Annotated in this window: 24 protein-coding genes; 7 read left to right on the forward strand and 17 right to left on the reverse strand. The window is 40.9% G+C overall.

Going from position 1 to position 23641, the window contains the following annotated elements; all coding sequences use genetic code 11:
• Positions 1–43 precede the first annotated feature (43 nt).
• The 10 genes from AB9K32_RS04550 to AB9K32_RS04595 all read right to left on the reverse strand — a co-directional run bounded on the left by AB9K32_RS04550 (position 44) and on the right by AB9K32_RS04595 (position 9693).
• Complete coding sequence (locus tag AB9K32_RS04550) at positions 44–703, reverse strand: alpha/beta hydrolase (RefSeq protein ID WP_224837002.1); 660 nt, start codon at positions 701–703, stop codon at positions 44–46.
• A gap of 9 nt (positions 704–712) precedes the next feature.
• Positions 713–1036 (reverse strand): hypothetical protein, encoded by a 324-nt coding sequence (locus AB9K32_RS04555; RefSeq protein WP_369884493.1) that lies wholly within the window; start codon positions 1034–1036, stop codon positions 713–715.
• On the reverse strand, positions 1036–2289 hold the full coding sequence (locus AB9K32_RS04560) for a dihydroorotase family protein (RefSeq protein WP_369884494.1): 1254 nt from the start codon (positions 2287–2289) through the stop codon (positions 1036–1038). Before AB9K32_RS04560 ends, AB9K32_RS04555 begins: the two co-directional genes overlap by 1 nt.
• Positions 2286–4208, reverse strand: a complete 1923-nt coding sequence (locus AB9K32_RS04565) for a BatA domain-containing protein (protein WP_369884495.1) — start codon at positions 4206–4208, stop codon at positions 2286–2288. The genes AB9K32_RS04560 and AB9K32_RS04565 overlap by 4 nt, the downstream gene beginning before the upstream one ends.
• Positions 4209–4416: 208 nt before the next feature.
• Complete coding sequence (locus tag AB9K32_RS04570; protein ID WP_252079699.1) at positions 4417–5424, reverse strand: glycosyltransferase; 1008 nt, start codon at positions 5422–5424, stop codon at positions 4417–4419.
• Positions 5425–5444: 20 nt separating this feature from the next.
• Positions 5445–6140, reverse strand: a complete 696-nt coding sequence (locus AB9K32_RS04575; RefSeq protein ID WP_369884496.1) for an SGNH/GDSL hydrolase family protein — start codon at positions 6138–6140, stop codon at positions 5445–5447.
• Between the two features lie 119 nt (positions 6141–6259).
• A complete protein-coding gene (locus tag AB9K32_RS04580; RefSeq protein WP_369884497.1) occupies positions 6260–6442 on the reverse strand; it encodes a hypothetical protein in 183 nt (60 codons plus the stop codon).
• Positions 6443–6581: 139 nt separating this feature from the next.
• Positions 6582–8066, reverse strand: coding sequence for a S10 family peptidase (locus AB9K32_RS04585; RefSeq protein WP_224836995.1), 1485 nt, complete (start codon positions 8064–8066; stop codon positions 6582–6584).
• Between the two features lie 192 nt (positions 8067–8258).
• Positions 8259–9023, reverse strand: a complete 765-nt coding sequence (locus AB9K32_RS04590) for a TIGR02757 family protein (protein ID WP_369884552.1) — start codon at positions 9021–9023, stop codon at positions 8259–8261.
• A 1-nt stretch (position 9024) separates the two neighbouring features.
• Positions 9025–9693, reverse strand: coding sequence for an ABC transporter ATP-binding protein (locus AB9K32_RS04595; RefSeq protein WP_369884498.1), 669 nt, complete (start codon positions 9691–9693; stop codon positions 9025–9027).
• A gap of 182 nt (positions 9694–9875) precedes the next feature.
• Between AB9K32_RS04595 and msrA the strand changes: the two genes are divergently transcribed.
• Genes msrA through AB9K32_RS04610 form a run of 3 tightly spaced genes read left to right on the forward strand, consistent with a single transcriptional unit; the run spans position 9876 to position 11367 of the window.
• A complete protein-coding gene (msrA, locus tag AB9K32_RS04600) occupies positions 9876–10439 on the forward strand; it encodes a peptide-methionine (S)-S-oxide reductase MsrA (protein ID WP_293295281.1) in 564 nt (187 codons plus the stop codon).
• On the forward strand, positions 10426–11025 hold the full coding sequence (gene folE, locus AB9K32_RS04605) for a GTP cyclohydrolase I FolE (RefSeq protein ID WP_224836992.1): 600 nt from the start codon (positions 10426–10428) through the stop codon (positions 11023–11025). Before msrA ends, folE begins: the two co-directional genes overlap by 14 nt.
• 39 nt (positions 11026–11064) lie before the next feature.
• On the forward strand, positions 11065–11367 hold the full coding sequence (locus AB9K32_RS04610) for a hypothetical protein (RefSeq protein ID WP_252079705.1): 303 nt from the start codon (positions 11065–11067) through the stop codon (positions 11365–11367).
• Positions 11368–11392: 25 nt separating this feature from the next.
• On the opposite strand, the gene AB9K32_RS04615 is transcribed toward AB9K32_RS04610, so the two are convergent.
• The 7 genes from AB9K32_RS04615 to AB9K32_RS04645 all read right to left on the reverse strand — a co-directional run bounded on the left by AB9K32_RS04615 (position 11393) and on the right by AB9K32_RS04645 (position 18838).
• The gene (locus tag AB9K32_RS04615) at positions 11393–13675 is read right to left on the reverse strand and encodes a TonB-dependent receptor domain-containing protein (protein ID WP_369884499.1); all 2283 of its coding nucleotides are present in this window, start codon (positions 13673–13675) and stop codon (positions 11393–11395) included.
• Between the two features lie 101 nt (positions 13676–13776).
• The gene (locus tag AB9K32_RS04620; protein WP_338195013.1) at positions 13777–14292 is read right to left on the reverse strand and encodes a DUF6787 family protein; all 516 of its coding nucleotides are present in this window, start codon (positions 14290–14292) and stop codon (positions 13777–13779) included.
• A 33-nt stretch (positions 14293–14325) separates the two neighbouring features.
• Positions 14326–14784, reverse strand: a complete 459-nt coding sequence (locus AB9K32_RS04625; RefSeq protein ID WP_369884500.1) for a DUF6146 family protein — start codon at positions 14782–14784, stop codon at positions 14326–14328.
• A gap of 69 nt (positions 14785–14853) precedes the next feature.
• Entirely contained in the window at positions 14854–15495 is a 642-nt protein-coding gene (locus AB9K32_RS04630) for a DUF937 domain-containing protein (RefSeq protein WP_224836987.1), read from the reverse strand.
• 77 nt (positions 15496–15572) lie between these two features.
• Positions 15573–16526 carry a D-2-hydroxyacid dehydrogenase gene (locus AB9K32_RS04635; RefSeq protein WP_369884501.1) on the reverse strand — a complete coding sequence of 318 codons (954 nt, stop codon included), beginning with the start codon at positions 16524–16526 and terminating at the stop codon, positions 15573–15575.
• A 134-nt stretch (positions 16527–16660) separates the two neighbouring features.
• Positions 16661–17725, reverse strand: coding sequence for a 3-phosphoserine/phosphohydroxythreonine transaminase (gene serC, locus AB9K32_RS04640; RefSeq protein ID WP_369884502.1), 1065 nt, complete (start codon positions 17723–17725; stop codon positions 16661–16663).
• Positions 17726–17797: 72 nt separating this feature from the next.
• Complete coding sequence (locus tag AB9K32_RS04645) at positions 17798–18838, reverse strand: acyl-CoA reductase (RefSeq protein ID WP_369884503.1); 1041 nt, start codon at positions 18836–18838, stop codon at positions 17798–17800.
• Positions 18839–18923: 85 nt separating this feature from the next.
• On the opposite strand from AB9K32_RS04645, the gene AB9K32_RS04650 reads away from it, so the two are divergent.
• The 4 genes from AB9K32_RS04650 (at position 18924) to AB9K32_RS04665 (ending at position 23626) form a co-directional block, all read left to right on the forward strand.
• A complete protein-coding gene (locus tag AB9K32_RS04650) occupies positions 18924–19277 on the forward strand; it encodes a 4Fe-4S dicluster domain-containing protein (protein ID WP_224836983.1) in 354 nt (117 codons plus the stop codon).
• Between the two features lie 313 nt (positions 19278–19590).
• The gene (gene ychF / locus AB9K32_RS04655; RefSeq protein WP_224836982.1) at positions 19591–20685 is read left to right on the forward strand and encodes a redox-regulated ATPase YchF; all 1095 of its coding nucleotides are present in this window, start codon (positions 19591–19593) and stop codon (positions 20683–20685) included.
• Between the two features lie 67 nt (positions 20686–20752).
• A complete protein-coding gene (locus AB9K32_RS04660; RefSeq protein ID WP_369884504.1) occupies positions 20753–21655 on the forward strand; it encodes a DMT family transporter in 903 nt (300 codons plus the stop codon).
• A gap of 102 nt (positions 21656–21757) precedes the next feature.
• Positions 21758–23626 (forward strand): DNA topoisomerase IV subunit B, encoded by a 1869-nt coding sequence (locus AB9K32_RS04665; RefSeq protein WP_224836980.1) that lies wholly within the window; start codon positions 21758–21760, stop codon positions 23624–23626.
• Positions 23627–23641: the final 15 nt, after the last annotated feature.

Here is a 23641-nt window from a genome sequence, read left to right on the forward strand (position 1 = left end):
TGTAACGCATTTCTGAATTCTTAAGATTCCTTCTCAAAATAGCTTAAATCCGTTGTTGCAACCACTTTTTAAAGGAAAAAAAGTTTTGCTGGGAAACCCCGTGCCCCACCGGAAACTCTTCGTAAGTAGTTGGGATATTTAAGTTTTTGAGAAATTCAGGAGATTTTTGGGCCCATTCCAAAGGGATAACTTGGTCCACTTGACCATGTGAAGCATAAAAACTCAACTTACTGTGATCTTTTTGTCCATAATCTTCCACCAATATATTTTCATTGATGTAACCGCTGAGCGCAACCACATTCTTTATTTTTTCGGGATACGACAATGCCACCGAATAACTCAAAATTGTACCTTGGCTAAAGCCCAGAAGAGAAATATTATCCTCATCCAGGTCATAAGCTTCGATGGCCTCATCAATAAAGGCTACTATCTTTTCCCTAGATTCCTTCGCTTGCTCATCGTCGCTCCATTTGCCTTGTTCGGCATCAAAATTAATGGCATACCAAGCATGCCCAAATGGTTCTAGATCATACGGGGCCTTTACGGAAAAAACCATCAATTCTTCTGGTAATTCCGAAGCAAAAGAAAATAAATCCTCCTCGTTGCTCCCATAGCCGTGGAACATAAACAGCGCCGGTATTTTTCCGGATTGTATTGAGGAAGGGCGTAATAAATATGTTAAGGATAGGGGTTTAGGAGACATTTTTCTATTTTATGATATGAAAGTAAACCATTGTTGAAAATACTTGCCCAAAACCGGCAAAGGCTTTGTGTTCTCGTTTAAAACCTGTAAAAAACCAAAAACCCAAATAACCAAATAAAAAAGATAGATGGGTATGGATAAATAAGCTAATCCGGTATAGGTCAATAATATGGCGAGGGCATGGAAAAGTATATGAATTCCAAAGGCTTGCCTAATATGGAAACGCGCAAATGTATTTTTTGGTTCCATGTTCATTGTTATTGCGATCAAACAACCCACAATGGTAAGGTAAGATACTATTGCGGCGGTTTTTCCAGGTTGGGACTTACTCATTATAAATTGCTTTGGCCGTTGTTAATGATTCCGTAAACTTTTCCTTTTAAAGAAGTACCTATAAACATACTGTTCTTTGAAGTGGATAAAATATCCTTTACTTCAAAAGTGTAGGTCTGTTCTGGGTCGAACAAGGTAAAACAGGCTTTGCTCCCTTCTGTAAATTGTGGTTCCTCGATATGATATCTGTCCCGTCCTTTGGTCAATAACCTAATGGTTTCCTCGATTTCGAACAGGGTGTTCAAAGCGCCAAAAGCAGATTCCAGACCAATACTGCCGCTTTTCGCATTATCAAATTCAACTCGTTTGTGTTCTACATCCAACGGTATATGATCTGAGGTCACAAAATCTATGGTTCCATTTTTAACCCCCTTGATCAATGCCTTACAATCGGATTTTGCACGAAGGGGAGGGGACACTTTAAAATTGGAATCAAAGCCCTTTAGGGTCTCATCCGAAAAAAATAGATTATGTACGGCAGTACTGCAGGTGACGTCCAAGCCTTTTTTCTTGGCTTCTGCTATTAGTTTTACCGACCCGGCCGAGGAAATGGTCGGAATATGCAATTTTCCACCGGCGTATTCCAGAATAAACAAGTCCCTGGCCACCTGAAGCTCCTCCGCCAATGCGGGAATTCCTTTTAGGCCCAACATGGTGGATATTTCACCTTCGTTTACCACTCCTTTGCCCTTAATGTTGTTATCCTGAGGAAAGGAATGAACCAAACCATTAAAATTTTGCGCATACAGCAGGGCAATTTTCAGTAGATTGGGATTGGCTATCTGCTTTTTAAAATCATAAAAAGCCACTGCACCTGCATTTTTCATATCGTATAGCTCTGCAAGGTCTACACCGTCGGAATTTTTGGTCAGGGAGCCAATGGGATGAACTTGTGTAGCTTTTCCCTGTCCTCTTTCTTTTAAAAAAACTATATCGGAACTGGTATCGGGAACAGGGTTCGTATTTGGATTTAATACAATATCCGTAAATCCGCTCTTCCCCGCAGTAAAAAGTCCATTGGCAATGGTTTCACGTTCTTCAAAGCCAGGCTCACCAAAACTTACACTGCTATCGAACCAACCTAAGGACACGTGTAGATTATCTTTTTCCACAACTTTTGCATTCGAAGGGGCTTCCAAGGACACACCGATCTTATCAATTATACCTTTTTTAATGAGAATATCACGCTTTTTTAAATGCAGACCCTTGTTATCCGGACACACAATTTTTGCAGACTTCAGCAGAATGTTCATGTAACAAATTTTTGAATGAGTACCTCTATAAGTGCCAGAAGCAACGCTAAAATAACAAACCATTTCCAATAAGCGTAAATGTTATTCTCCGCTTTTAGCTGTTCAAAAAGTTCTGGAATTGAATCCAGGGTGTTTATGTTTTGCAATGTCCCCAAATCCAGGTATTTGAGCTGACTTTCCGTTCTTGGGTAATTAAAGCTGATATTTTGTAAAATCTCATTGTCCCGTACTATGGAATAAACCCCATCTTCTGTTGGATTCTGGTCGAAGGTGAGCTGAACCCTCGCGGGAAAACTCTGTTGCAGCGGTATAAATTCGTACCCTTCCTTGGTCACTTTTAAAATATCATCATTGTCCAATTCTACAACAACATCCACGGCAGATGCACTGCCCAATGTATTAAACAGCTTTGGCAATCGTAAGCTCGATTGTGCCATATTATAAAAAGTGGGCACGATCAAAGGTGAATTAACAAAATTGGAATTTGCCAGCTCCAAAGGCGCCGTAAATACATAAAATCTATTGTCACCAATTAAAAAAGGGTTTCCTCCGTCCATGGCCAAAGCCGTAGCAAGGTTGGTCCGTACATTAAAATATACACTTGTGGTGGGGTATTGAAAATTGGTCACTTGTTGTTCAAAGACATTTTGGTACAAAGGATGATCGAACGAAATCGTGGTCAACTGAGCTTCCGATGAGACTTTTTCGATAAAACGCGTAGAGGATAAACTGGATAGTAAGGAATTGTATGAAGATAGATCGGTGTTACTGGAGGGAACAATGATCACGGTGCCTCCAGTATTGAAAAACGACCGCAGAACAGTCTGCAAACTACTCGGAATAGCGTTCAAATTATCCAATACTATAACGTTTTTATCATCCAAAACACTATAATCGAGTCGATCTGGTGAGAACTTGTTAAAATCGAACTCATCGCCTCGGAACAGACGGTTCAAATAATCACTTTCCGATTCGCTTATGGCCAACACTTTTATTTTTTCCCTGGCATTGATATTGAAATAAAATCGGTTATCGTAGGCCAAAGCATTGTCCATAATACTCAAGTGGCCATCTAATTTTTGATGGACAGGGATGGAGAATTCAACTTCGGCATTTCCGTTCGATGTAAATTTTGCTGCCGTTTTGGCGATTAGTTCCCCATTGTCGTACAACGAAATCGGCACAGGATCATCCTCGTTACCTCCTGAAAGCAGTACTTTAAGACGCCCCTGATCATTTACACTATCATCCATAAAAACCGAATCTATGGACACGTTTGGGACTTGCCGTGGTCGTACGGGAACAAAATGGGCGTTCATGGTAGAATCCAAAACGTTGTTTTGCGAAGCTAATCTTTCTTGAAAATCAGAAATTACGATCAGATCCTTAATCGATGTCTTGCTTGTAGAAAACAAACTATTGGCCTTTAAACCAATCTCATTCAGGTTGAGCTGTTTATAAGAGTAGGGTAGTGCCAGCAGCGTATTCTGAATATCTCCTATTCGGATGTTGGTATAGGTTTTATCGTTGGTGAACAAGCTGAATTCCGTGTCACTCCCCACATTTTTGATAAAATCCTGAACAGCCTTTTCCAAAACCGGAATCCCATTTTGCTTGCCTTGCATACTAAAGGAATCATCCAAATAAACCACGATCTCTTTTTCTTGAAGAGCGGTGCTCGAGGAACTGAAAGGTTGTGCAAAGGCAATTATTATAGCTGCCAGTAGCAACAACCGTGTAAACAATAACAACCATTTTTTAAGGCTGTTGCTTTTTCTGGATTCGGAAACTACCTTTTGTAGCATTGCCACATTGGTAAAAGGTGTTTTGGTAAATCGACGTAATTGAAATAAATGGATCAATATGGGTATTACGAGAAGAAAAAGTGCCCAAAAAATTTCTGGATGTTTAAACTGCATTCCCAATTTTGCTTGATCAAAGATAGGGATTAAAATATTTGGATTTTAGTATTGATTTGCCAATTGTCCGTAATCCTTGGGCAAAACAGTAAAAGTGTAATCATTTTTGGCCATGGGGAACCATCTTTTCAACACTGATCGCACCGTTTTTATACTCTATTTTTGTATTTGGTATGTTAACGATACCTTTTACCGTTTCAATTTTAAATCAACAGAAAAAGAAATAATCCTGCATCGGGGATTGGCCCAATTCAGTAAAATAACTTCGAATTTCCTCTTGTGCTTCCTCGTTGGCAACGGTTATGATGCTTTGTGGATTTTTTAATTTCTTCAATGCATTAAAATGTACCAATTCTTTACCATAAATGTTTTTTCCGATTTTTTTGGGATTATCACATAGCCAAACAAAATCCAAGTTTTGTTTTTTAAGACCCTTCGCAATCTTTTTTCCCTTAAATCCCGCACCCCAGATCACTAGGGGTCTATTGGGTGTACGATTCAACTTTAAAAAATAATGGAGCTTGATCTCCAAAAAATAATTTTGTGCGTAGTGCTCATGCGTTCGAGAAGTTCGTGTATCATAGTCTCTCCATAAATGGAGTATTTGGTTACATGGGATTATTTGCAAACCATTTTCGTAAAATCGGAACGTAAGGTCGTAGTCTTCCGGATATCTGTCCGGTATAAATCCTTGGCATATTTCAAAATCTTGGCGATGGACCATCCAGCATGGGGAGGGAATTGAGCATTCTTTGTAAATCTCTTCAAAATTGGCCCCATTTTCCGTAAGGTGATTAAGCCATTGTTCGTATCTAGCGTAGCCATTACTAATTCCCCTATGTGAAAAATATTTTACCTGCCCTACGGCCACGTACCCCATTCCTTGTTTTTTCAATGATGAAACCATTACCTCCAATCGTTCTGGCTTCATTATGTCGTCGGAATCCATACGGGTTACATATGCGCCAGTACTTTGGGCATATCCCGTACGTAACGCTGGTATTATTCCCTGCCCCTTATTTTCAAAAACCTTGATGCGTGAATCTTTTGTGGAATAGGCGGTTAAGAGCTCTAAACCAGTATCGGTGGAATGATCGTTTACTGCTAAGATTTCCCAATCCGGATATGTTTGGTTTAAAATGGAATCTAGGCATTCGGGCAGATAGTGTGCAGTGTTTTTAAAGGGTATTATGATACTAATCTTGCCGTTTTGCATAAAATAAAGGACTTGTTCTTTTATTGGTATTGCAAGACCTGATCTATGGTTTCCTTGACCATTTGCTCCATAATTTTGTAGCCAGCCTTGGTTACATGTACCTCGTCTGTAGTCAATTCGGGTGGCAATCCATTTCTGTCATCTGCCATTTTAGAAAAATAATCCAAATATACGGCACCCTTGTCACTAGCCATATTTTTGAGCATTCTGTTAAGTTTTGGGATTTTAATATTGGGCTGCAAACCGGGGCTCCACGGATAATCAAAAGCAGGAAGAACTGAACAAACAATGGGTATGATCTGGTTGGCTTGGGCCAGTTCCACCATGGATAGGATGTTGTCGTGAATTTGTTTCAAAGTCATAGGACCTGTGTTGCCGGCAATATCGTTCGTACCGGCTAAAATTACCACCGCTTTTGGGTTCAGGTCAATTACATCTTGCCTAAAGCGCAATAACATTTGAGGAGTTGTTTGTCCACCGATACCACGGTTTATGTACGGGTTTTTATCAAAAAAATCCGGATTGGCGCCCTTCCACATCTCGGTAATGGAATTACCCATAAAAACTACACGGTTTTCGGTTCCGTTGGAAGTCGAAATACGGGTATTCTCCTTATGATATTTTTCCAAATTGGGCCAATCCTGAGCATTTATTTTTGATGAAATGGATAATCCTAAAAATGAAAACATGATCCAATAAATGGTTAGATTCTTCACAAGGGATGGTTTTGGTTAAAAATAGAAAAATATCAGGGTATTAAAAGTAAATACAGAATAAAAAAGAAGATGATAGTGGCTATAACAGCATAGATCATATGCCTTTTCTCTTTTTCTTTTTAAATAAACATTTTTTTACGAATACGAGCTATATCCCTTTGGGTGGATTTTTTAAAATATAATTCAGTAACATTTTTAGTGCCGTAAATATTGTCTTTAGATTTTAATTTTCTTTTTTTGAGCATGCTTCTATTGAGCTTCATACTCTTTATGGCATGCATCATGCTACCTTCTCCTCCCATAGTTGATATATTTTAGTATATCAGTGTCTTTTATTGTGGTTTTGTTACATCATAATTTAATCTACAGGGAATTACTCAATAAAAAAGCGATATAACTAAAAAAGTTATACCGCCTAATTTTGGTTTAATAGTATTGGGATTAATATTTTGCGCTCTTGCCTTTTGCTTGTGTTCTTAAAATAAAAGCCCGTATGTCTTCATTTGCGGCCTTTAGGTCTTCTCTCCTCAAATACATCATGTGGCCGGAACGGTACCCTTTAAATTCAAAACGATCTTTCATTCTACCACTTGGATCAACTTGGGACATGGTGTATTTAGCTGCAAAATAGGTGCAAGCGCCATCGTAATATCCCGATTGCACCAAAACATTCAAGTACGGGTTTTGTGCCATGGCCTGTCTTAGATTGTCACGCACATTGTCGTTTTCGTTGTCCCATGGGTGTACAGGACCGAACATATTGTATTTTATATCGGTCTTGAAGTTTAGCTCTTCCTGCAAATAATAGTTAATTGCTGGGGTGAAGCTATGCAACCAAGAAGTCAGTTCTGGAGAGTAATCCGGGCGCGTACCTGCCAATGTTTTATCTATTCCCAAATAGCGGCTATCCAATCGGCCAACGGTATATCCACCTTTTTCCCTTAAAAGGGCCTTCCAAAAAAACTGCGTGGGAACATCCAAATTATGGTCTAGGATATCTTTTGCTTTTAAACCTGAGTAGCGGGCCATTTTATCGGCGATGGACTTCCGTTCCGCATCTGCAATAAACCCACCCTTGGCAATGGCCGGTAATAATTCGTTTATGGTGAACTCTTCAACTTCTGGCAAAACTTCCAACAAATCCTTGCTTTGCAAATCGGATGGCAAAGCTTTGTGGTGCCATGCCGCAGCTGCAAAGTATGGCAAGTTCAAAGCACTGGAAACAGGATCATTGTCGCGGAACACCTTGTAATCCGCAGGTGAAACCATGATTACACCGTTCAAGTACATCCACTGTTGGTTTTGCAATGCCAAGGACAATCCCATAACACGTGTTCCACCATAGCTTTCACCCACAATATATTTTGGGGAGTTCCATCTATTGTTCCTTGTTACAAAAGTATTCAGCCATTCTGCCAAATATTTGGTATCGGCATTGATCCCAAAGAATTTTTTTCGGTCTACTTCCTTTCCGGTTTCCGGTATGGTTCTGGAATAACCTGTGTTTACCGGGTTTACGTAAACAATATCGGTAACATCCAAAACAGAATATGGATTTTCCTTTACGCCATAGGGCTGAACAGGGTAACCTTCGTCATCAATTTTTAGGATTCTTGGACCGGTGTAGGCCAAATGCATCCAAACGGAACCAGAGCCCGGACCTCCATTGAACGAAATCAACAATGGACGGGAAGATCTGTCTTTTACCCCATTTTTGGTATAATAGGTATAATGTAAGGATGCAACGGGCTCTCCCATTTCGTCCCAAACAGGTTGTGTGCCCGTGGTAGCTGAATAATCGATTCGTGCACCATTTATGGTAACGGAGTGCTGGGTAGTAATGGTAGTGTCTACAGGAAGTTTTCTTTCTTGGGCAAAGGTGATGGTCGCACAGAACGCCATACCCAATAATAAGAGTTTTTTCATTTTATATGGTTGAATTAGTCTAGTTCATAAAAATAAGGAATTTGATAATGGTTTCCTTAAATCTCAGTTTGAAAAAAATCACCTATCGTATTTATATCTCTCTTTGGATTTAATACATACAAGATATAAAAATGTACAATTAGCTTTTTGATAGGTATAATCAGAATGAACTGATGATAGTTTGTTAAGGGTTTAGAATCTCTCAAAAACTCCCAACCCAAATAGCGCAAAATCATATTTTACAGGGTCGACGGCATCCAGTTTTCTCAGGTTTTTGTCTAGTTCCTGTAATGCCTTGGCATCGTTCTGTTTACGCTTTAGTAATTTGAGTTTGCGGGCCACATTGCCAGAATGCACATCCAACGGGCAGGAGAGTTTGGAAGGGGCAATGCCTTTCCATAAGCCAAAATCGACTCCCGTACTGCTATCACGGACCATCCATCGTAAAAACATATTGATGCGTTTTGCCGCGGATCCATTTTTGGGGTCGGACACATGTTTTTGGGTGCGATTTTGATGAGGGAGTTCAAAAAATAGTTGTTTGAACTCCGAAATTGCGGGCTGCATGGAATCCTTGGTCTGGTATTGGGTAAAAATCGCCTCCAAACCTCCATGTTCTTGGTAGATGTTTTGGAGACTGGTTACAAAGTAACCAAGATCAATACTATTAAAAGTACGGTGTACAAATGTCGAGAGTTCACTAAGGTCCTCCGCGGTATGGGCCATCACAAAATCGTAGGGCGAGTTGCCCATTAAATCCATAAGTTTGTTTGCATTGTTAATAATGCTCTTACGGTTGCCCCAGGCTATGGTGGCCGTTAAAAAAGCGCTGATCTCAATATCCTCTTTTAATGCAAACTTGTGCGGGATCTGTAAAGGGTCGTCCTCTAAAAACTTGGGATGATCGTATTCCTCTACCTTGGCATCGAGAAATTCCTTGAGTTCTGCTTTGGTCATACTAATTCTTGGAGACAATCCGCCCATCTACCATGGTTAGTTTTCGGTCCGCCATATCGGCAAGGTCCAGATTATGCGTTACCAGAACAAAGGTTTGCCCAAATTCTTCCCGTAACTGAAAAAACAGTTTGTGTAGATTATCGGCACTTTCAGAATCCAAATTACCACTGGGTTCATCGGCCAAAACCACCGATGGTTTGTTCATTAAAGAACGGGCAACTGCCACTCGTTGCTGTTCCCCACCGGACAGTGCGTTGGGTTTGTGGTCGTAACGGTCCTTTAATCCCAGAAAATCCAAAAGCTCTTTGGCGCGTTGTTCAGCTTCGGTACGGGATGTTTTTTTAATAAAGGCAGGTATGCATACATTTTCCAATGCGGTAAACTCGGGCAGTAATTGATGAAACTGAAAAATAAACCCGATATGCTCGTTGCGAAATTGGGCCAAGTTTTTGTCATTCAATTGGTTTACGTCCGTATCATTGATCAAAAGAGCACTTTCTTCCTTGTTGGTAGGGGTGTCCAAGGTTCCCAGAATTTGTAGCAAGGTCGTTTTTCCTGCTCCAGAAGCGCCAACAATGGAAACAACTTCACCTTTTTTAATATTAAGGTCAACTCCCTGCAATACCTTGAGGTCTCCGTAACTTTTTTGAATATTTGTAGCCTTGATCATAACTAATTGTTCGGTGTTCGAAGATAATGATTACTGTTGTATTGTAAAGTTTGTTCGAAGTGGGATTTTTTTGCAAATACCATTTAAAAGTAATGGCTGGACAACCAAGTTCGACTAAGTTGCATATAAATATTTGTTATAAATCGTAATACAATATAAATATTGTTTAACTTTGAAAAGAAATGAATAAACAAAATGATTCAATATTGGAAACTGCAATTTTAGCAGGAGGTTGTTTTTGGTGTACCGAAGCCGTATTCCAAAGGCTAAACGGAGTAGTGGAAGTAGTTTCCGGATATACAGGCGGGACTATAAAAAACCCAGCATACCGCGAAATTTGTACCGGTCGTACGGGCCATGCCGAAGGTGTAAAAATAACATTTGATCCATCGATAATATCCTATGCCGAACTTTTGGAGGTGTTTTTTGCTACACATGACCCCACCACGCTAAACCGACAGGGAAACGATGTTGGCACGCAATACCGAAGCGAGATTTTCTATACTTCGCCCGAGCAAAAACAAATTGCCGAGGATTTTATCAACTTGTTGGACAACGAAAGTATCTTTGATTCTCCTATTGTTACCCAGATATCCGAGGAAAAACCTTTTTATTTGGCAGAAGAAGAGCATCACGATTATTACAACGGACATAGAGAGCAACCGTATTGTCAAATTATAATAGATCCCAAGATCAAAAAATTGAACAATTATTTTTCAAAAAAACTAAAACATGGCACCATATAGAAACCTCGAAGAATATAACATAGAGATCACCAATGAGGTAAAAGACCATTTTTCCAAAATTGTGGACGATATCGGGGAAGATGTAACCAGGGAAGGTTTGATCAAAACACCAGAACGTGCGGCGAAGGCCATGCTTTTCTTAACACAGGGGTACAAGCAGAATGCAGAAGAAATATTAAAAGGGGCCATGTTCGCGGAAGAATATGACGACATGGTAATAATAAAGGATATCGAATTATATTCTTTGTGCGAACACCATATGTTGCCCTTTTTCGGGAAGGCCCATGTTGCTTATATTCCCAACGGCCACATTGTAGGTTTGAGCAAAATTCCCCGCGTTGTGGATGTTTTTGCGCGCAGGTTACAGGTTCAAGAACGGTTGACCCACGATATACTGGAGTGTATCAATTCTACTCTAAAACCTAAAGGAGTCGCTGTGGTAATTGAGGCTTCCCATATGTGTATGATGATGCGAGGGGTGCAAAAGCAAAACTCTGTTACCACAACTTCGGGCTTTAGAGGACAGTTCGAGAAAATTGAGACCCGCAACGAGTTTTTGAAACTTATTAGTGCCGATTTGTCCTAATCCCTTTTCAAATTAATCGGGAATTGCTATTTTTCCCATATGGCAGAAGAAAAGGACAAAAAATACCGTAATCTACTTTTAGGTTTACTTTTTGATGGCATTGGTATGCTATCTTTTGCAATTCCGGGAATAGGAGAGTTTTCCGATGTAATTTGGGCGCCCATTGCTGGTTGGCTCATGACGCGTTTGTATAAAGGCAGGGTCGGTCAAGCTGCCGGTCTGATTACCTTTGCGGAAGAGTTGATCCCAGGGTTGGATGTTATTCCGACCTTTACCTTAACATGGATATATACCTATTTGTTGGGCAAAAAAAGGGTCGACCCTAAAAAGATTGACCCTTAATTCTTGATAACTTATGTCCTGCACGCTACAAAGGCAAATGTAAACTGAAAGAGATATTTCTTCCCATATTGGCTATACCGTCAGCTTTTAATCTGGATAGGTGAGAAATATAATCCTTGTTGAACAGGTTGTTTGCTGTAATCGAATACCCAACTTTTTGATTGAAAATATTCAAGTCTCCTCCGATGCCCGTATTGAACAAATTATATCGGGGCGTTCTTGTTTCAAAATCAGCAACCTTGTTCTGATTAAAAAATGTTTGAAGCGTTACAAAAGCATAGCATTTGTAGTTCTGATTTCTTTTGTTCCATTCCACTCTAAAGGTATTGGTCCAGCGATTGGCAGGTATTAGCGGCAAATTGGATTTATCATCCAATTGCCCATATACAATATCGTAACTGCTTTCCAGGTGCAGCCAATCAATAGGGTGGGGGTGTAGGTGGAACCCAAACTCGCCTCCGTACAAAATGGCATCTTGTTGTTGGAAATTATAAATGGGATCCAGTTCCCTAAATTCACCGGTAGGCTCCAAATAAATATAGTCGTTTACAATATTATAAAACGAATTAATATAGGCTTCCACATGTTTGTTCCCGTACTCTAGGGCAAGATCTATCTGAAAGTTTTGTTCGCTATCTAGGTCCGGATTTCCTATTTCTACTCGATTGGCGCCACTGTGCAGGCCATTGGAAGACAGTTCGGATAGGTTGGGGGCCCTAAAACCGGTCGCCAAGTTTAAACGTCCTATAATAGTTTTGGCAAGGTCCGTTCGGTAGCCCAAGGCCGCATTAAAATTATTAAAATTTCTGTCCAGTGCCGGAATATATTCCTCATCGCCCTCAATGCCACTGGCTTCACCGTTTATAGACCTTAGATCATAACGCAATCCAATTTGCAGATCACTTTTATCAAAATGAATGTGAGAAGTGACCAAAACCCCAAAATCGTTGGTCACGGCATCGGGAACCAAGATTTCCTCCCCAAAGTTTTCGTTGGTTTGATGCATGCCCTGCACCCCAAAAATAGTTGTTATATTTCCCCACTGTGGGTTAAACTGTATGTTGTAGTTAAAGGTTTTCAGCTTCATGTCCAGGGCGGCGCCTTCTTCCTCTTCTTCATGTTCTTCTTCGTGTTCCTCGCCTTCTTCGTGCTCATGTTCGTGCCCATCTTCCTCGTGGTGATGCTCTTCAAACTCCTTTCTGTTGTTTATAGTGTATCCGAACGTAGCCTCCAAACTCGATTTTTTAAAAAACAAATTGTTTTTGGAGCTTAATATATGTGTGGAGAGCTCTTGGTAGGGCAACAAAGGGTCGCGATCGTTGTTTTGAACCCCGATTTCTTCGGGAATGCCCAATTCCGTAGTATTGTAGTTATACCTTAATTCTGTTTTAAATTTGGACGCTTGGTAGGCAAGTCCCGTTTTTAAATCGGCTTCATTAAACCTCGAATTGGTAACGCTTGTGCCATCGCCCGTTTCATAATCGGCATTGGATGCGTATGCACCTCTTACCAAGAATTTTAATTTTTCCCCTGACGTTTTAAAACCTGCGTTTGCATTATAACCCAAAGTATTGGTAAAATACCGCATGTTTATATCTCCAGAGCTTTCTCCAGCTATTTCAAATTTCTCGGGATTTAAGTACAAAACACCTCCTAGGGCATCGGAACCATATAGTAATGAGGCAGGTCCTTTTATAACTTCTACACTTGAAATTCCGGCGTCGTTGAGTCCCAGCCCGTGCTCACCGCCAAACTGCTGGTTCTCCAATCTAACCCCTTGGGTATACACCAAAACCCGGTTAAAACTTAAGCCACGTATTACAGGTTTTCCAATACCGACACCGGTCGATACCGAGGAAACCCCTGGAATGTTCGTTATTCCTTCTGAAAGGGTAATTCCTCCTTGTTGTTTGAGCTCCTCCATGGACTTTTGCTCCACTTTCATTACATTTTCGCGCTGTAATTTGTGAAAAGGCGTGGAGAGCACCACTTCGTCCATTTCTATGGCCGATGGTTCCATTTTATAATCGAACCGGTTATTTCCTTCACTGATCTCAATGGATGTGGAATAAGTTTCAAAACCTATAAAGGAAACAACCAACTTATAGATACCTTCTGGCAAGTTTTTTAAGGAAAAGTCCCCATTTTTATCGGTTACAGTACCGTTTTCAAGTTGTGGAACATATACGGATACTTGTTCCAAAGGCGCTCCCGTTTCCATATCTGATATATTTCCGGAGAGTGTATGTTGTGAATAGCTACAAACTACCGTAAATATCATTAATAGGGTGATGTATAGTTGTTTCATTTTAAACTAATAAAGGTTGAACATATGGTTCCGTACATTTCAAAATTTGTCGTGAACGAACCAAAAACTTATCTAGCTCTTAAAAATTTAATTTTCCCCGGTTATCGCAAAAATGAGCCCAAGCCCATGCGTTTCAGCATTTTTTTTTCAAAATTCCAGAAGAATTGATATTGTCCAAACAGCCAGCCGATCAAAACAAGTAAGATTTGATAGATAGGAAATATCAATAGGATCCGAAGGGTCCAATATAAGGCACCAGGTATATTTTCCGCATCCAATCCAAGCCAGTGAATCAGAGGGCCGGCCAATTTACCGGATAAACTACCTGTTATGGCAAAAACAATAAATATGGCGATCATTTCCCATTTGTAGTCCACTCTCCATTTATTCTCCAGTTTTTTGAAACACCATAGAAAAAACTTGATCAGTACCAGATGAATGGCAAGCATAACCCCTAGGGTAAAAAACCATTCGTAAATAGTATTGTTCAAATTAAAAATATGAAGCAGACTTCGAGAAATAAGATAAGCTGTAAGTAAATTTAGGAATGTGCCCAAGATCGGAAACAAGAACTGCCAATTCTTTTGGATTTCCCAACGCTGTTTTATTTTTTGCATTTTTAATCTCGTAATTGATGCAAAAATAGCACTTTAAATCCGCGGTAGAAAAGGGCCTAGCCTTTGATTGTACTTTCTTTGAAAATAAATGAAGTAATTGTACAATTTATAGTTCACCTCGTATCCATAATCAATACTTGGGTCGTAGTTGATCTGCAATTCGTACAAATTTGGGTTGAACCTGTTGGGTTGCAATACTCTCTGGTTCCAGGTAATTACCATAATGGCATTTCTATTTTCCAAAAAGGATTGGGAATAGTAGCCTTCCGGCCTGGCAATGGAGTTTAGCCATGTATAAAACCCTGGCTCAATAATAATGATCTCGTATTCGGATTCTGCATCCTTGATTTCTACCGGTTCCTCATCATCAGAATCAAAAAGGGTTTGTTCCTCGTTGGACACATCCAATGTAGCTTTTTGAGAAGTACACGAAACAAACGCGATACAAAACGTCAAACCAAAAAGTAATGGAAGCAATATTTTCTTTTTCATGACATTAATTTACAAAAAAAGCCACTTGAATGTTCAAATGGCTTTGTTAAATATTGATCGATTTGACCTTTATTTTCCAAAAAGTCCTCCCAGCATACCGCCGAGTCCACTTTTTTTGCTGCTTCCGCTGTTAAGCACCATACCTGCTAGATCATCGATGACACTACCGTCACCATCGCTGTCCAAAAAGCTTTCTACTAAAGATTGTTGCTTGGATGCCGCGGCACCTCCGCCCATTAAGCCGCCCAATAGACCGTTGAGTCCTTCAGGGCTGCTTACGTTTTGTTGTCTGGTCTGTTTTCCCAAATATCCCAAAAGGATTGGTGCTGCTATTTTCAATATTTGGGCAATCGACCCCGCATCGATCCCTGATTTAGAACTTAGCGCATTCTCTACCTGTGGTTGTTTGGCCCCAAGGATATGGCCCAATATCCCGGCACCATCATCCATTACATTCTGATCTACACCTCCACCGAAAAGACTTCCTAAATCATCCAAAATACCACCATCGTGCTTGGAGGATAGTGCATTCATCAATCCTTGGGCTCCACCTGGTGTGGATGCATTCTTTTTCATGGCTCCCATAAGCAATGGCATGGCCATACTCAATACTTCTGCCGTCTTATTTTCCGATTGCCCTGTTTGTCCGGCAACCCCGCTGACCAACTGTTTTCCCATTGGGCTGTTGATCATGTCTAGTAATCCTGTCATTATGTTAGTGTTAAGGTTAAAGGTGGCAATGTACAAAAAAGCAGGTTTTGTCTTCTTTCACAAGCCTATAAAAGTTGTTATTTAAGCAGGTCAATTACGTTTTGTGCCAGTTCTTTGCCTATTCGCTGTTGCGCCTCCAATGTAGAACCGCCAATATGGGGACTAAGGGATATCTTCGGATTCATAAGTATCTTGATTTCTGGAGTGGGCTCGGATTCAAAAACATCCAATCCTGCGAATGCCAGGTGATTGTTTTCCAAGGCCTCGACCAAAGCTACTTCGTCCAGTACACCACCTCGTGAGGTATTGATTATTCCCGCTCCGGGTTTCATTAGGCCCAATTCTTTTTTCCCGATCAGGTAGGTGTCCTGTGAAGGTACGTGTAGACTCACAAAGTCTGAATTGGCCAGAACATCTTTCAATTCACTTTTTTGAAGGGAAAAGTCAATAGTCTGTCCGTTGTAAAAAGAAAGGGTCAAAGTTGTTTCGTCTGCATGATGGTCGGTGTACAAGACCTCCATGCCCAAAGCAAGTGCCATTTTTGCAGTAGCTTGTCCAATTCTTCCAAAACCGACGATACCCAAGGTTTTGCCTTTGAGCTCTACGCCGGCAGAATAACTTTTTTTAAGTTGTTTGAACTGGCTATCGCCATCCAAAGGCATGTTACGATTGGAATCGTGCAAAAACCGGACACCGTTCAACAAGTGGGCAAAAACCAACTCCGCTACGGATTCGGAGGACGCTTCTGGTGTATTGAATACCTTAATTCCTTTTGATTCGGCATATTTTACATCAATATTGTCCAAGCCTACGCCTCCACGACCGATCAACTTTAGGTCGGGGCACGCATCGATAAGTTTTTTATCCACTCTGGTAGCACTGCGTACCAAAAGGGCATCGACTTTATTTGTGTTGATATAGTTTGCCAACTGTTCTTCGGCAACCCTGGTATTTTTGACTTGGAATCCTTCCTTTTCCAGTAGAACAATTCCTTCCTGGGCAATTCCGTCATTCGCCAATATGACCTTCATAAATGTTTTTATTTAAAAATTTGAGTACTGCATTTCTTTTTGGGTATTGTCCTCTGGGGCCCATCACCATCAATATGGCAAGTAATGGTAAGTGAAGACGTCCGAACTCGAACAACTTCCAAAATTAAGTACAGTTATCCTTTCTTTTCGAGTTCGCTCATTATATCGACCAATACGCCAACACTTTCCATTGGCAGTGCGTTGTACATGGAGGCTCTGTAACCGCCAACCGATCTATGTCCATTGATACCGCTTATTCCAGCTTCTTTGCACATTTCGTCGAACACATCCTTTAACTCATCATCTGTAATATTAAAAGTAGCGTTCATACTAGAGCGGTCCTCTTTGGCGGCAATGCCAGAAAAAACTGGGTTCAGTTCTATTTCTGAATAAATAAGGTTGGCTTTACGCTCGTTAATTTCTTCTATGGCGGCTATACCTCCCAAATCTTTTAACCACTGCATGGTAAGCATGGATACATACACCGCAAAAACAGGGGGCGTGTTGAACATGCTGTCCTTGGCAATATGTACCGAGTAATCCATCATAGAGGGAATTTTGCGCGATACTTTGCCCAAGATATCTTCTTTTACCACCACCAGGGTTGTTCCGGCAGGTCCCATATTCTTTTGCGCTCCGGCATAGATCAAATCGAACTGGGAAAAGTCCATTTGTCTGGAAAATATATCTGAACTCATATCGCAGACTAAGGGAACATCTGTTTTTGGAAACTCCTTAAACTGCGTTCCATAGATGGTATTGTTGGAGGTTAAATGAAGGTAATCCAAATCAGTTGGGATCTCGAATCCCTTTGGTATGTACCTAAAATTATCTTTTTGAGACGAAGCCACTTCTACAATATCTCCGAACATTCGGGCTTCCTTGATCGCCTTCTGACTCCATGTTCCCGTGTTCACATACCCGGCTTTTGCATCCAAAAGGTTAAAGGCGGTCATTAAAAATTGCATACTGGCCCCACCTTGTAGGAACAAGGCATGGTATCCTTTGCCCTGGAGTCCCAAAAGCTCTAGGGCCAGGGAACGGGCTTTTTCCATTATTTCAACAAATTCTTTGCTGCGATGGGATATTTCAATCAGTGAAAGTCCAATGCCATCCAATTCCAGAACAGCTTCGGAAGCCTTCTGCATTACCTCTGCGGGCAGAATGCAGGGGCCGGCGCTAAAATTATGCTTTTTCATTTCCTAGGTTTAAGGGGTAAAGGTCTTAAAAATTGTTGTATCTAAAAATGGCTCCAACGGTTGGGGACTTTCTTAAAGTCCCGATAAAAATTCCATGGTATCAATTCCGTCGGCGTAGTCGCTCAAGCTTGGTTTTTGGGTTTGTCCAAAATTTATGTCTCCTTCCTTTTTGGAGACCACACATTGAATTTGCTTTTCCATCCTCCGTAAATCCAATTCCAAGCTGGCTTCATCATCATAAAATGAATAGAACAATGCGGAAATGGGAGAGGAAAGACTTTGATCCTCTTTTAAGATCAAAAAACCGTTATCCAAAATCTTGAACTCACTCATCAAATAAACAGCTTTGTTGTAATCGTAGTTATTGGCATATTTATGTTGGTGGATAATATCTTTATATGTGTAGAGTGCTTGGAACAGCCTGTCAAAATTGTATCCCTTGGGTACAAATATTTTGGATACGTTGCGGCAACCCAGCCCATAATATCTAAAAATATCCTCGCCAAGTGCCTCTAGCTCTTCTTCGGTTTCATCTCCGGTGAGCACTGCCACCGAATTTCTATTTTTTCTGATGATATTCGGCTTCTTTCCAAAATAATATTCAAAATAACGACTTGTATTATTGCTCCCTGTAGCGATCACTGCATCGAAATTCTCTAGTTTTTCGTCTACAAATTGGATTTTATCTGCGAGCGATGGCTCTTGTTCCATTAAGTAATCGGAGAGAAATGGGAGAAGCACTTTGTCATTGGAGGACTGCTTAATCAATACAGAATTACCGGAAAGCAATACACATAAAAAATCGTGAAAACCTACCAATGGTATATTGCCCGCCATTACTACCCCCACTTTTTTAGTGTTTTCTCCACTTTTAAAGGAGTATTGGGACAACCAATCGTTTATATGCGGCCTGGACAGGATATTTCCCCATTGTTCCATGGAAAATAAAATGTTTTCCTCCGTAAACCATCCGTTATGATGACCTGCTCTTGCCACGACCTCTTTTAGTCCCGGGTCGGTTTTTGGGCTTTTTTGAGAACAATCTTGACAAAATTCCGTTAGGTATTTTCCAAGTTTAACAAAAGCATCTATGGTATTTGTATCTGGTGCCATTAAATTTGTACACTAATTAACTAGGGTTTATTTTTGTCAAAAGTAAGCATGCTGATCAGAATCAACCCAAAAGGAAAAGAAAATTATGGCAATAATAATTACGGATGAATGCATAAATTGTGGTGCTTGCGAGCCAGAATGCCCAAATACAGCAATTTACGAGGGAGCGGACGAATGGAGATATAGCGATGGAACTTCTCTTAGCGGTGATGTGGTTTTGCCAGATGGTAAAGAAGTCAATGCCGATGAAGTTCAAGAACCGGTCAGCGATGAACTGTATTATATTGTACCCGATAAATGTACGGAATGCAAAGGCTTCCACGAAGAGCCACAGTGCGCGGCCGTATGTCCGGTAGACTGTTGTGTGCCCGATGACGATCATGTAGAAACAGAGGAGGAGCTTTTGGGCAAGCAAAAGTTTATGCACCCAGAAGGTTAAGATGTAAAAAACTTATAATTTTGCCCCGGACCAAGGTTCGGGGTTTTTTATGCAGGAAAAAGAAAAGGAATATAACGGTTTTTGGAAACAGCTCGGCTGTATATTGTCTCTTGTAGCCATTTTTGGAATTATAGCATTGCTAATTATTGGCTTCTATCTACTGATTGGCAATTATTAGGTCGCAGTACCAAAACTTCAACTTATATTTGCACCCTCAAATCGGTATTTGGTAGGTTATCGGTATTTTATATTGATAGCACCATACCTAAGATACTGTTTTGTAATCTGAACTCTTAAATCTAATTTCTAGCGAATGAAAGCAGGTATCGTAGGATTGCCGAATGTAGGAAAATCAACGCTGTTCAATTGTTTGTCCAATGCAAAGGCACAAAGTGCCAACTTTCCTTTTTGTACCATAGAGCCCAATATTGGAGTTGTAAATGTGCCCGACCAACGATTGGAGAAGTTGGAAGAGTTGGTGAATCCTGAACGCGTAATTCCGGCCACCGTGGAAATTGTGGACATTGCCGGTCTGGTAAAAGGCGCCAGTAAAGGAGAAGGGTTGGGAAACCAGTTCTTGGGAAACATCCGAGAAACCGATGCTATTCTGCACGTGCTACGCTGTTTTGACAATGACAATGTAGTTCACGTTGACGGCTCCGTAGACCCGATAAGGGACAAGGAAACCATTGATATGGAATTGCAGTTGAAGGATTTGGAAAGTGTAGAAAAAAAGCTTGACAAAGTAAAACGTGCCGCTAAAACTGGAAACAAAGAAGCCCAAAAAGAAGAAGCGGTTCTGATTAAATTGAAAGATGGTTTGGAAGCTGGAACTTCCGTACGTGCCATTGAATTTTCAGACGATGAACGCCTTGAGTTCGTGAAACCCTTGCAACTGATTACGGACAAACCCGTAATGTACGTTTGCAATGTAGACGAAGCTGCCGCCGTAGAGGGCAATGCTTACGTGGAGAAAGTAAAAGAAGCAGTAGCCCACGAAAATGCCGAAGTCATTTTTTTGGCCGTCGGTACAGAAGCAGATATTACCGAATTGGAAACCTACGAAGAACGTCAAATGTTTTTGGAAGACCTTGGACTATCCGAACCAGGTTCCGCCAAATTAATTCGTGGGGCATATAAACTTCTGGACCTGGAAACATATTTCACCGCAGGTGTAAAAGAAGTGCGGGCCTGGACCATACCCGTTGGTGCCACCGCACCACAAGCCGCAGGGGTAATCCATACGGATTTTGAAAAAGGATTTATCCGAGCAGAAGTAATTGCCTACGATGATTACGTGCAATTTGGAAGCGAGGCCAAGGTTAAAGAAGCTGGTCGTATGCGCGTAGAAGGCAAAGAATATATCGTAAAAGATGGTGATGTTATGCATTTTAGGTTCAATGTGTAAGCACTGGCTGTTGTAATCCATAAAATTTCCGCCACAGTAGTTTCCGGACGCAAAATAACTTTGCTGTATGTCCAGTAAAAGTTTAGGGGTTTTATACGGGGTCTTGGGAGTTGTACTGTTTTCCTCCAAAGCTGTATTGGTAAAGTTGGCCTATCGGTACCATGTCGACACGCTGGACCTTTTATTGTTTCGGATGTTGTTCTCATTGCCCTTTTACATCCTTATTTTATTTTTGATTCGCAAAAAATCAACAGAAACAAAAATTTTGCCCAAAGATTATGTTTGGTTGTTTCTTTTTGGGTTTGTTGGTTACTATTTGGCCAGTTATTTCGATTTCTTGGGCCTCAATTACATCAAAGCCGGCCTGGAACGTATTATTCTTTTTGTGTACCCGACCATAGTGGTGTTTCTTAGTTGGCTGATTTTTAGACAGAAAATTACACGCGTACAGCTCACTGCAATACTTATCACATATTTAGGTGTGCTGATCACGTTCTGGGAAGAATTGGATATGTCCGGAAACAAAGTGCTCATGGGTGGTTTTTTGGTTTTATTGAGTGCAATTACCTATGCTTCGTATTTGGTGGGAAGTGGATGGTTGATTCCAAAATTTGGGGTCTTACGGTTTACATGCAATGCCATGATCGTATCCACCCTTTGTATTATGGTCCACTATTCAATAGCCGGTAATTGGACATTTATGGATTACCCATGGCCCGTGTATGCATATGGTGTGGCCATGGCCATTTTCGCCACATTGATTCCTTCTTTTTTGGTTTCCGCGGCAATAAAGCGATTGGGCGCCTCCAACTTTTCAATTTTGGGAAGCTTGGGCCCCATTTCCACAATTTTGCTCGCTTTTCTGTTTTTGGACGAAAAACTCACTCTCGGACAACTGATCGGAATGCTTGTGGTAATATTCGGGGTAACATACCTTTCCATCCAAAGCAAAAAGAGGGCTAAGGACTAATATATATTAACAATTATTATTTTTCATTGTTGATTACTTTCTAGCGTTCACCCTTTTATTTTTGCCCCGAAATTTTATATTGCAATGATTAACCCTTAACTAATGGCAGATACCCAATATACTGAGGATAACATCCGTTCGCTGGACTGGAAGGAGCATATTCGAATGCGTCCGGGAATGTACATTGGAAAATTGGGAGATGGTTCCTCCGCGGACGACGGAATTTATATTCTTCTAAAAGAAGTCCTCGACAACTCCATTGACGAATTTGTGATGGGGGCAGGAAAAACCATTGAAATCAATATTAAGGAAAACACCGTTCACGTTCGAGATTATGGTCGTGGTATTCCACTTGGTAAAGTGGTAGATGTAGTTTCCAAAATGAATACCGGGGGGAAATACGATACCCGGGCGTTTAAAAAATCCGTAGGCCTTAACGGGGTAGGGACCAAAGCGGTCAATGCGTTATCCACCTATTTTAGAGTGGAATCCAACAGGGACGGCCAATCCAAGTCTGCAGAATTTGAGACCGGTAACTTGGTGAACGAGGAACTTTTGGAAGAATCATCCAGGAGAAAGGGAACCAAAGTAAGTTTCACTCCAGATGAAACTATTTTCAAAAAATACAAATACCGTAACGAGTATGTGGAACGCATGCTCAAAAATTATGTATATCTAAATCCTGGATTGACCATTGTTTTTAACGGGGAAAAATTCTATTCCGATAACGGATTAAAGGATTTGCTCGAAGACAACAATAACCAAGAGGATTTTCTGTACCCGGTGATCCACTTAAAAGGGGATGATATCGAGGTGGCCATGACCCATAGCAAAACCCAATATAGCGAAGAGTACCACTCTTTTGTCAATGGACAACACACCACACAGGGCGGAACTCACCAAGCTGCTTTTAGGGAAGCCATTGTTAAGACTATACGTGATTTTTACGGAAAAAACTACGACGCTTCGGATATTCGAAAATCCATTATCTCGGCAATTTCCATTAAAGTGATGGAGCCCGTTTTCGAGAGTCAGACCAAGACCAAATTGGGTTCCACCGATATGGGGGGCGATCTACCAACAGTGCGCACCTATGTCAATGATTTTATTGGCACCCATCTGGACAACTACCTCCATAAGAATCAGGCAACGGCAGATGCGCTCCAAAAGAAAATTGTACAGGCCGAGAAAGAGCGCAAGGAACTTTCAGGCATACGGAAATTAGCCAGAGATCGCGCCAAAAAAGCGAGCCTTCACAATAAAAAACTACGGGATTGCCGAATTCATTTGCAGGATATGAAAAAGGACCGACGCTTGGAAACCACCCTTTTTATTACCGAGGGAGATTCCGCATCTGGTTCCATAACAAAATCCAGGGACGTGAACACACAGGCTGTATTCAGCTTACGGGGAAAACCGTTGAACTCCTACGGCATGTCCAAAAAAATCGTTTACGAGAACGAAGAGTTCAATCTCCTGCAAGCCGCGCTCAACATTGAGGACTCTATGGAGGACTTGCGCTACAACAATATCGTAATAGCTACCGATGCCGATGTGGATGGGATGCACATTCGTTTATTACTGATTACGTTCTTTTTACAATTTTTCCCCGAATTGATCAAAGAGAATCACTTATACATTTTACAAACCCCGTTATTTCGGGTACGCAATAAAAAAGAAACCATTTATTGCTACAGTGAAGAGGAAAGAAGACAAGCCATTGAAAAATTGTCCGGTAAACCGGAAATTACCCGATTTAAGGGATTGGGCGAAATTTCCCCGGACGAGTTCAAAAACTTTATCGGCGATGATATCCGTTTGGAACCTGTGATGCTGGACAAAGCCATGAGCATAGACGCCCTATTAAAATTTTATATGGGCAAAAACACACCGGACCGTCAGGAATTCATCATCAACAACCTTAAAGTAGAGCTTGACCTTGTTGAAGAAAACCAACTACAACCCAAATAAATGCCACCTTTCTAA

The organism is Allomuricauda sp. XS_ASV26 (genome assembly GCF_041224615.1).
GTDB lineage: Bacteria > Bacteroidota > Bacteroidia > Flavobacteriales > Flavobacteriaceae > Flagellimonas > Flagellimonas alginolytica.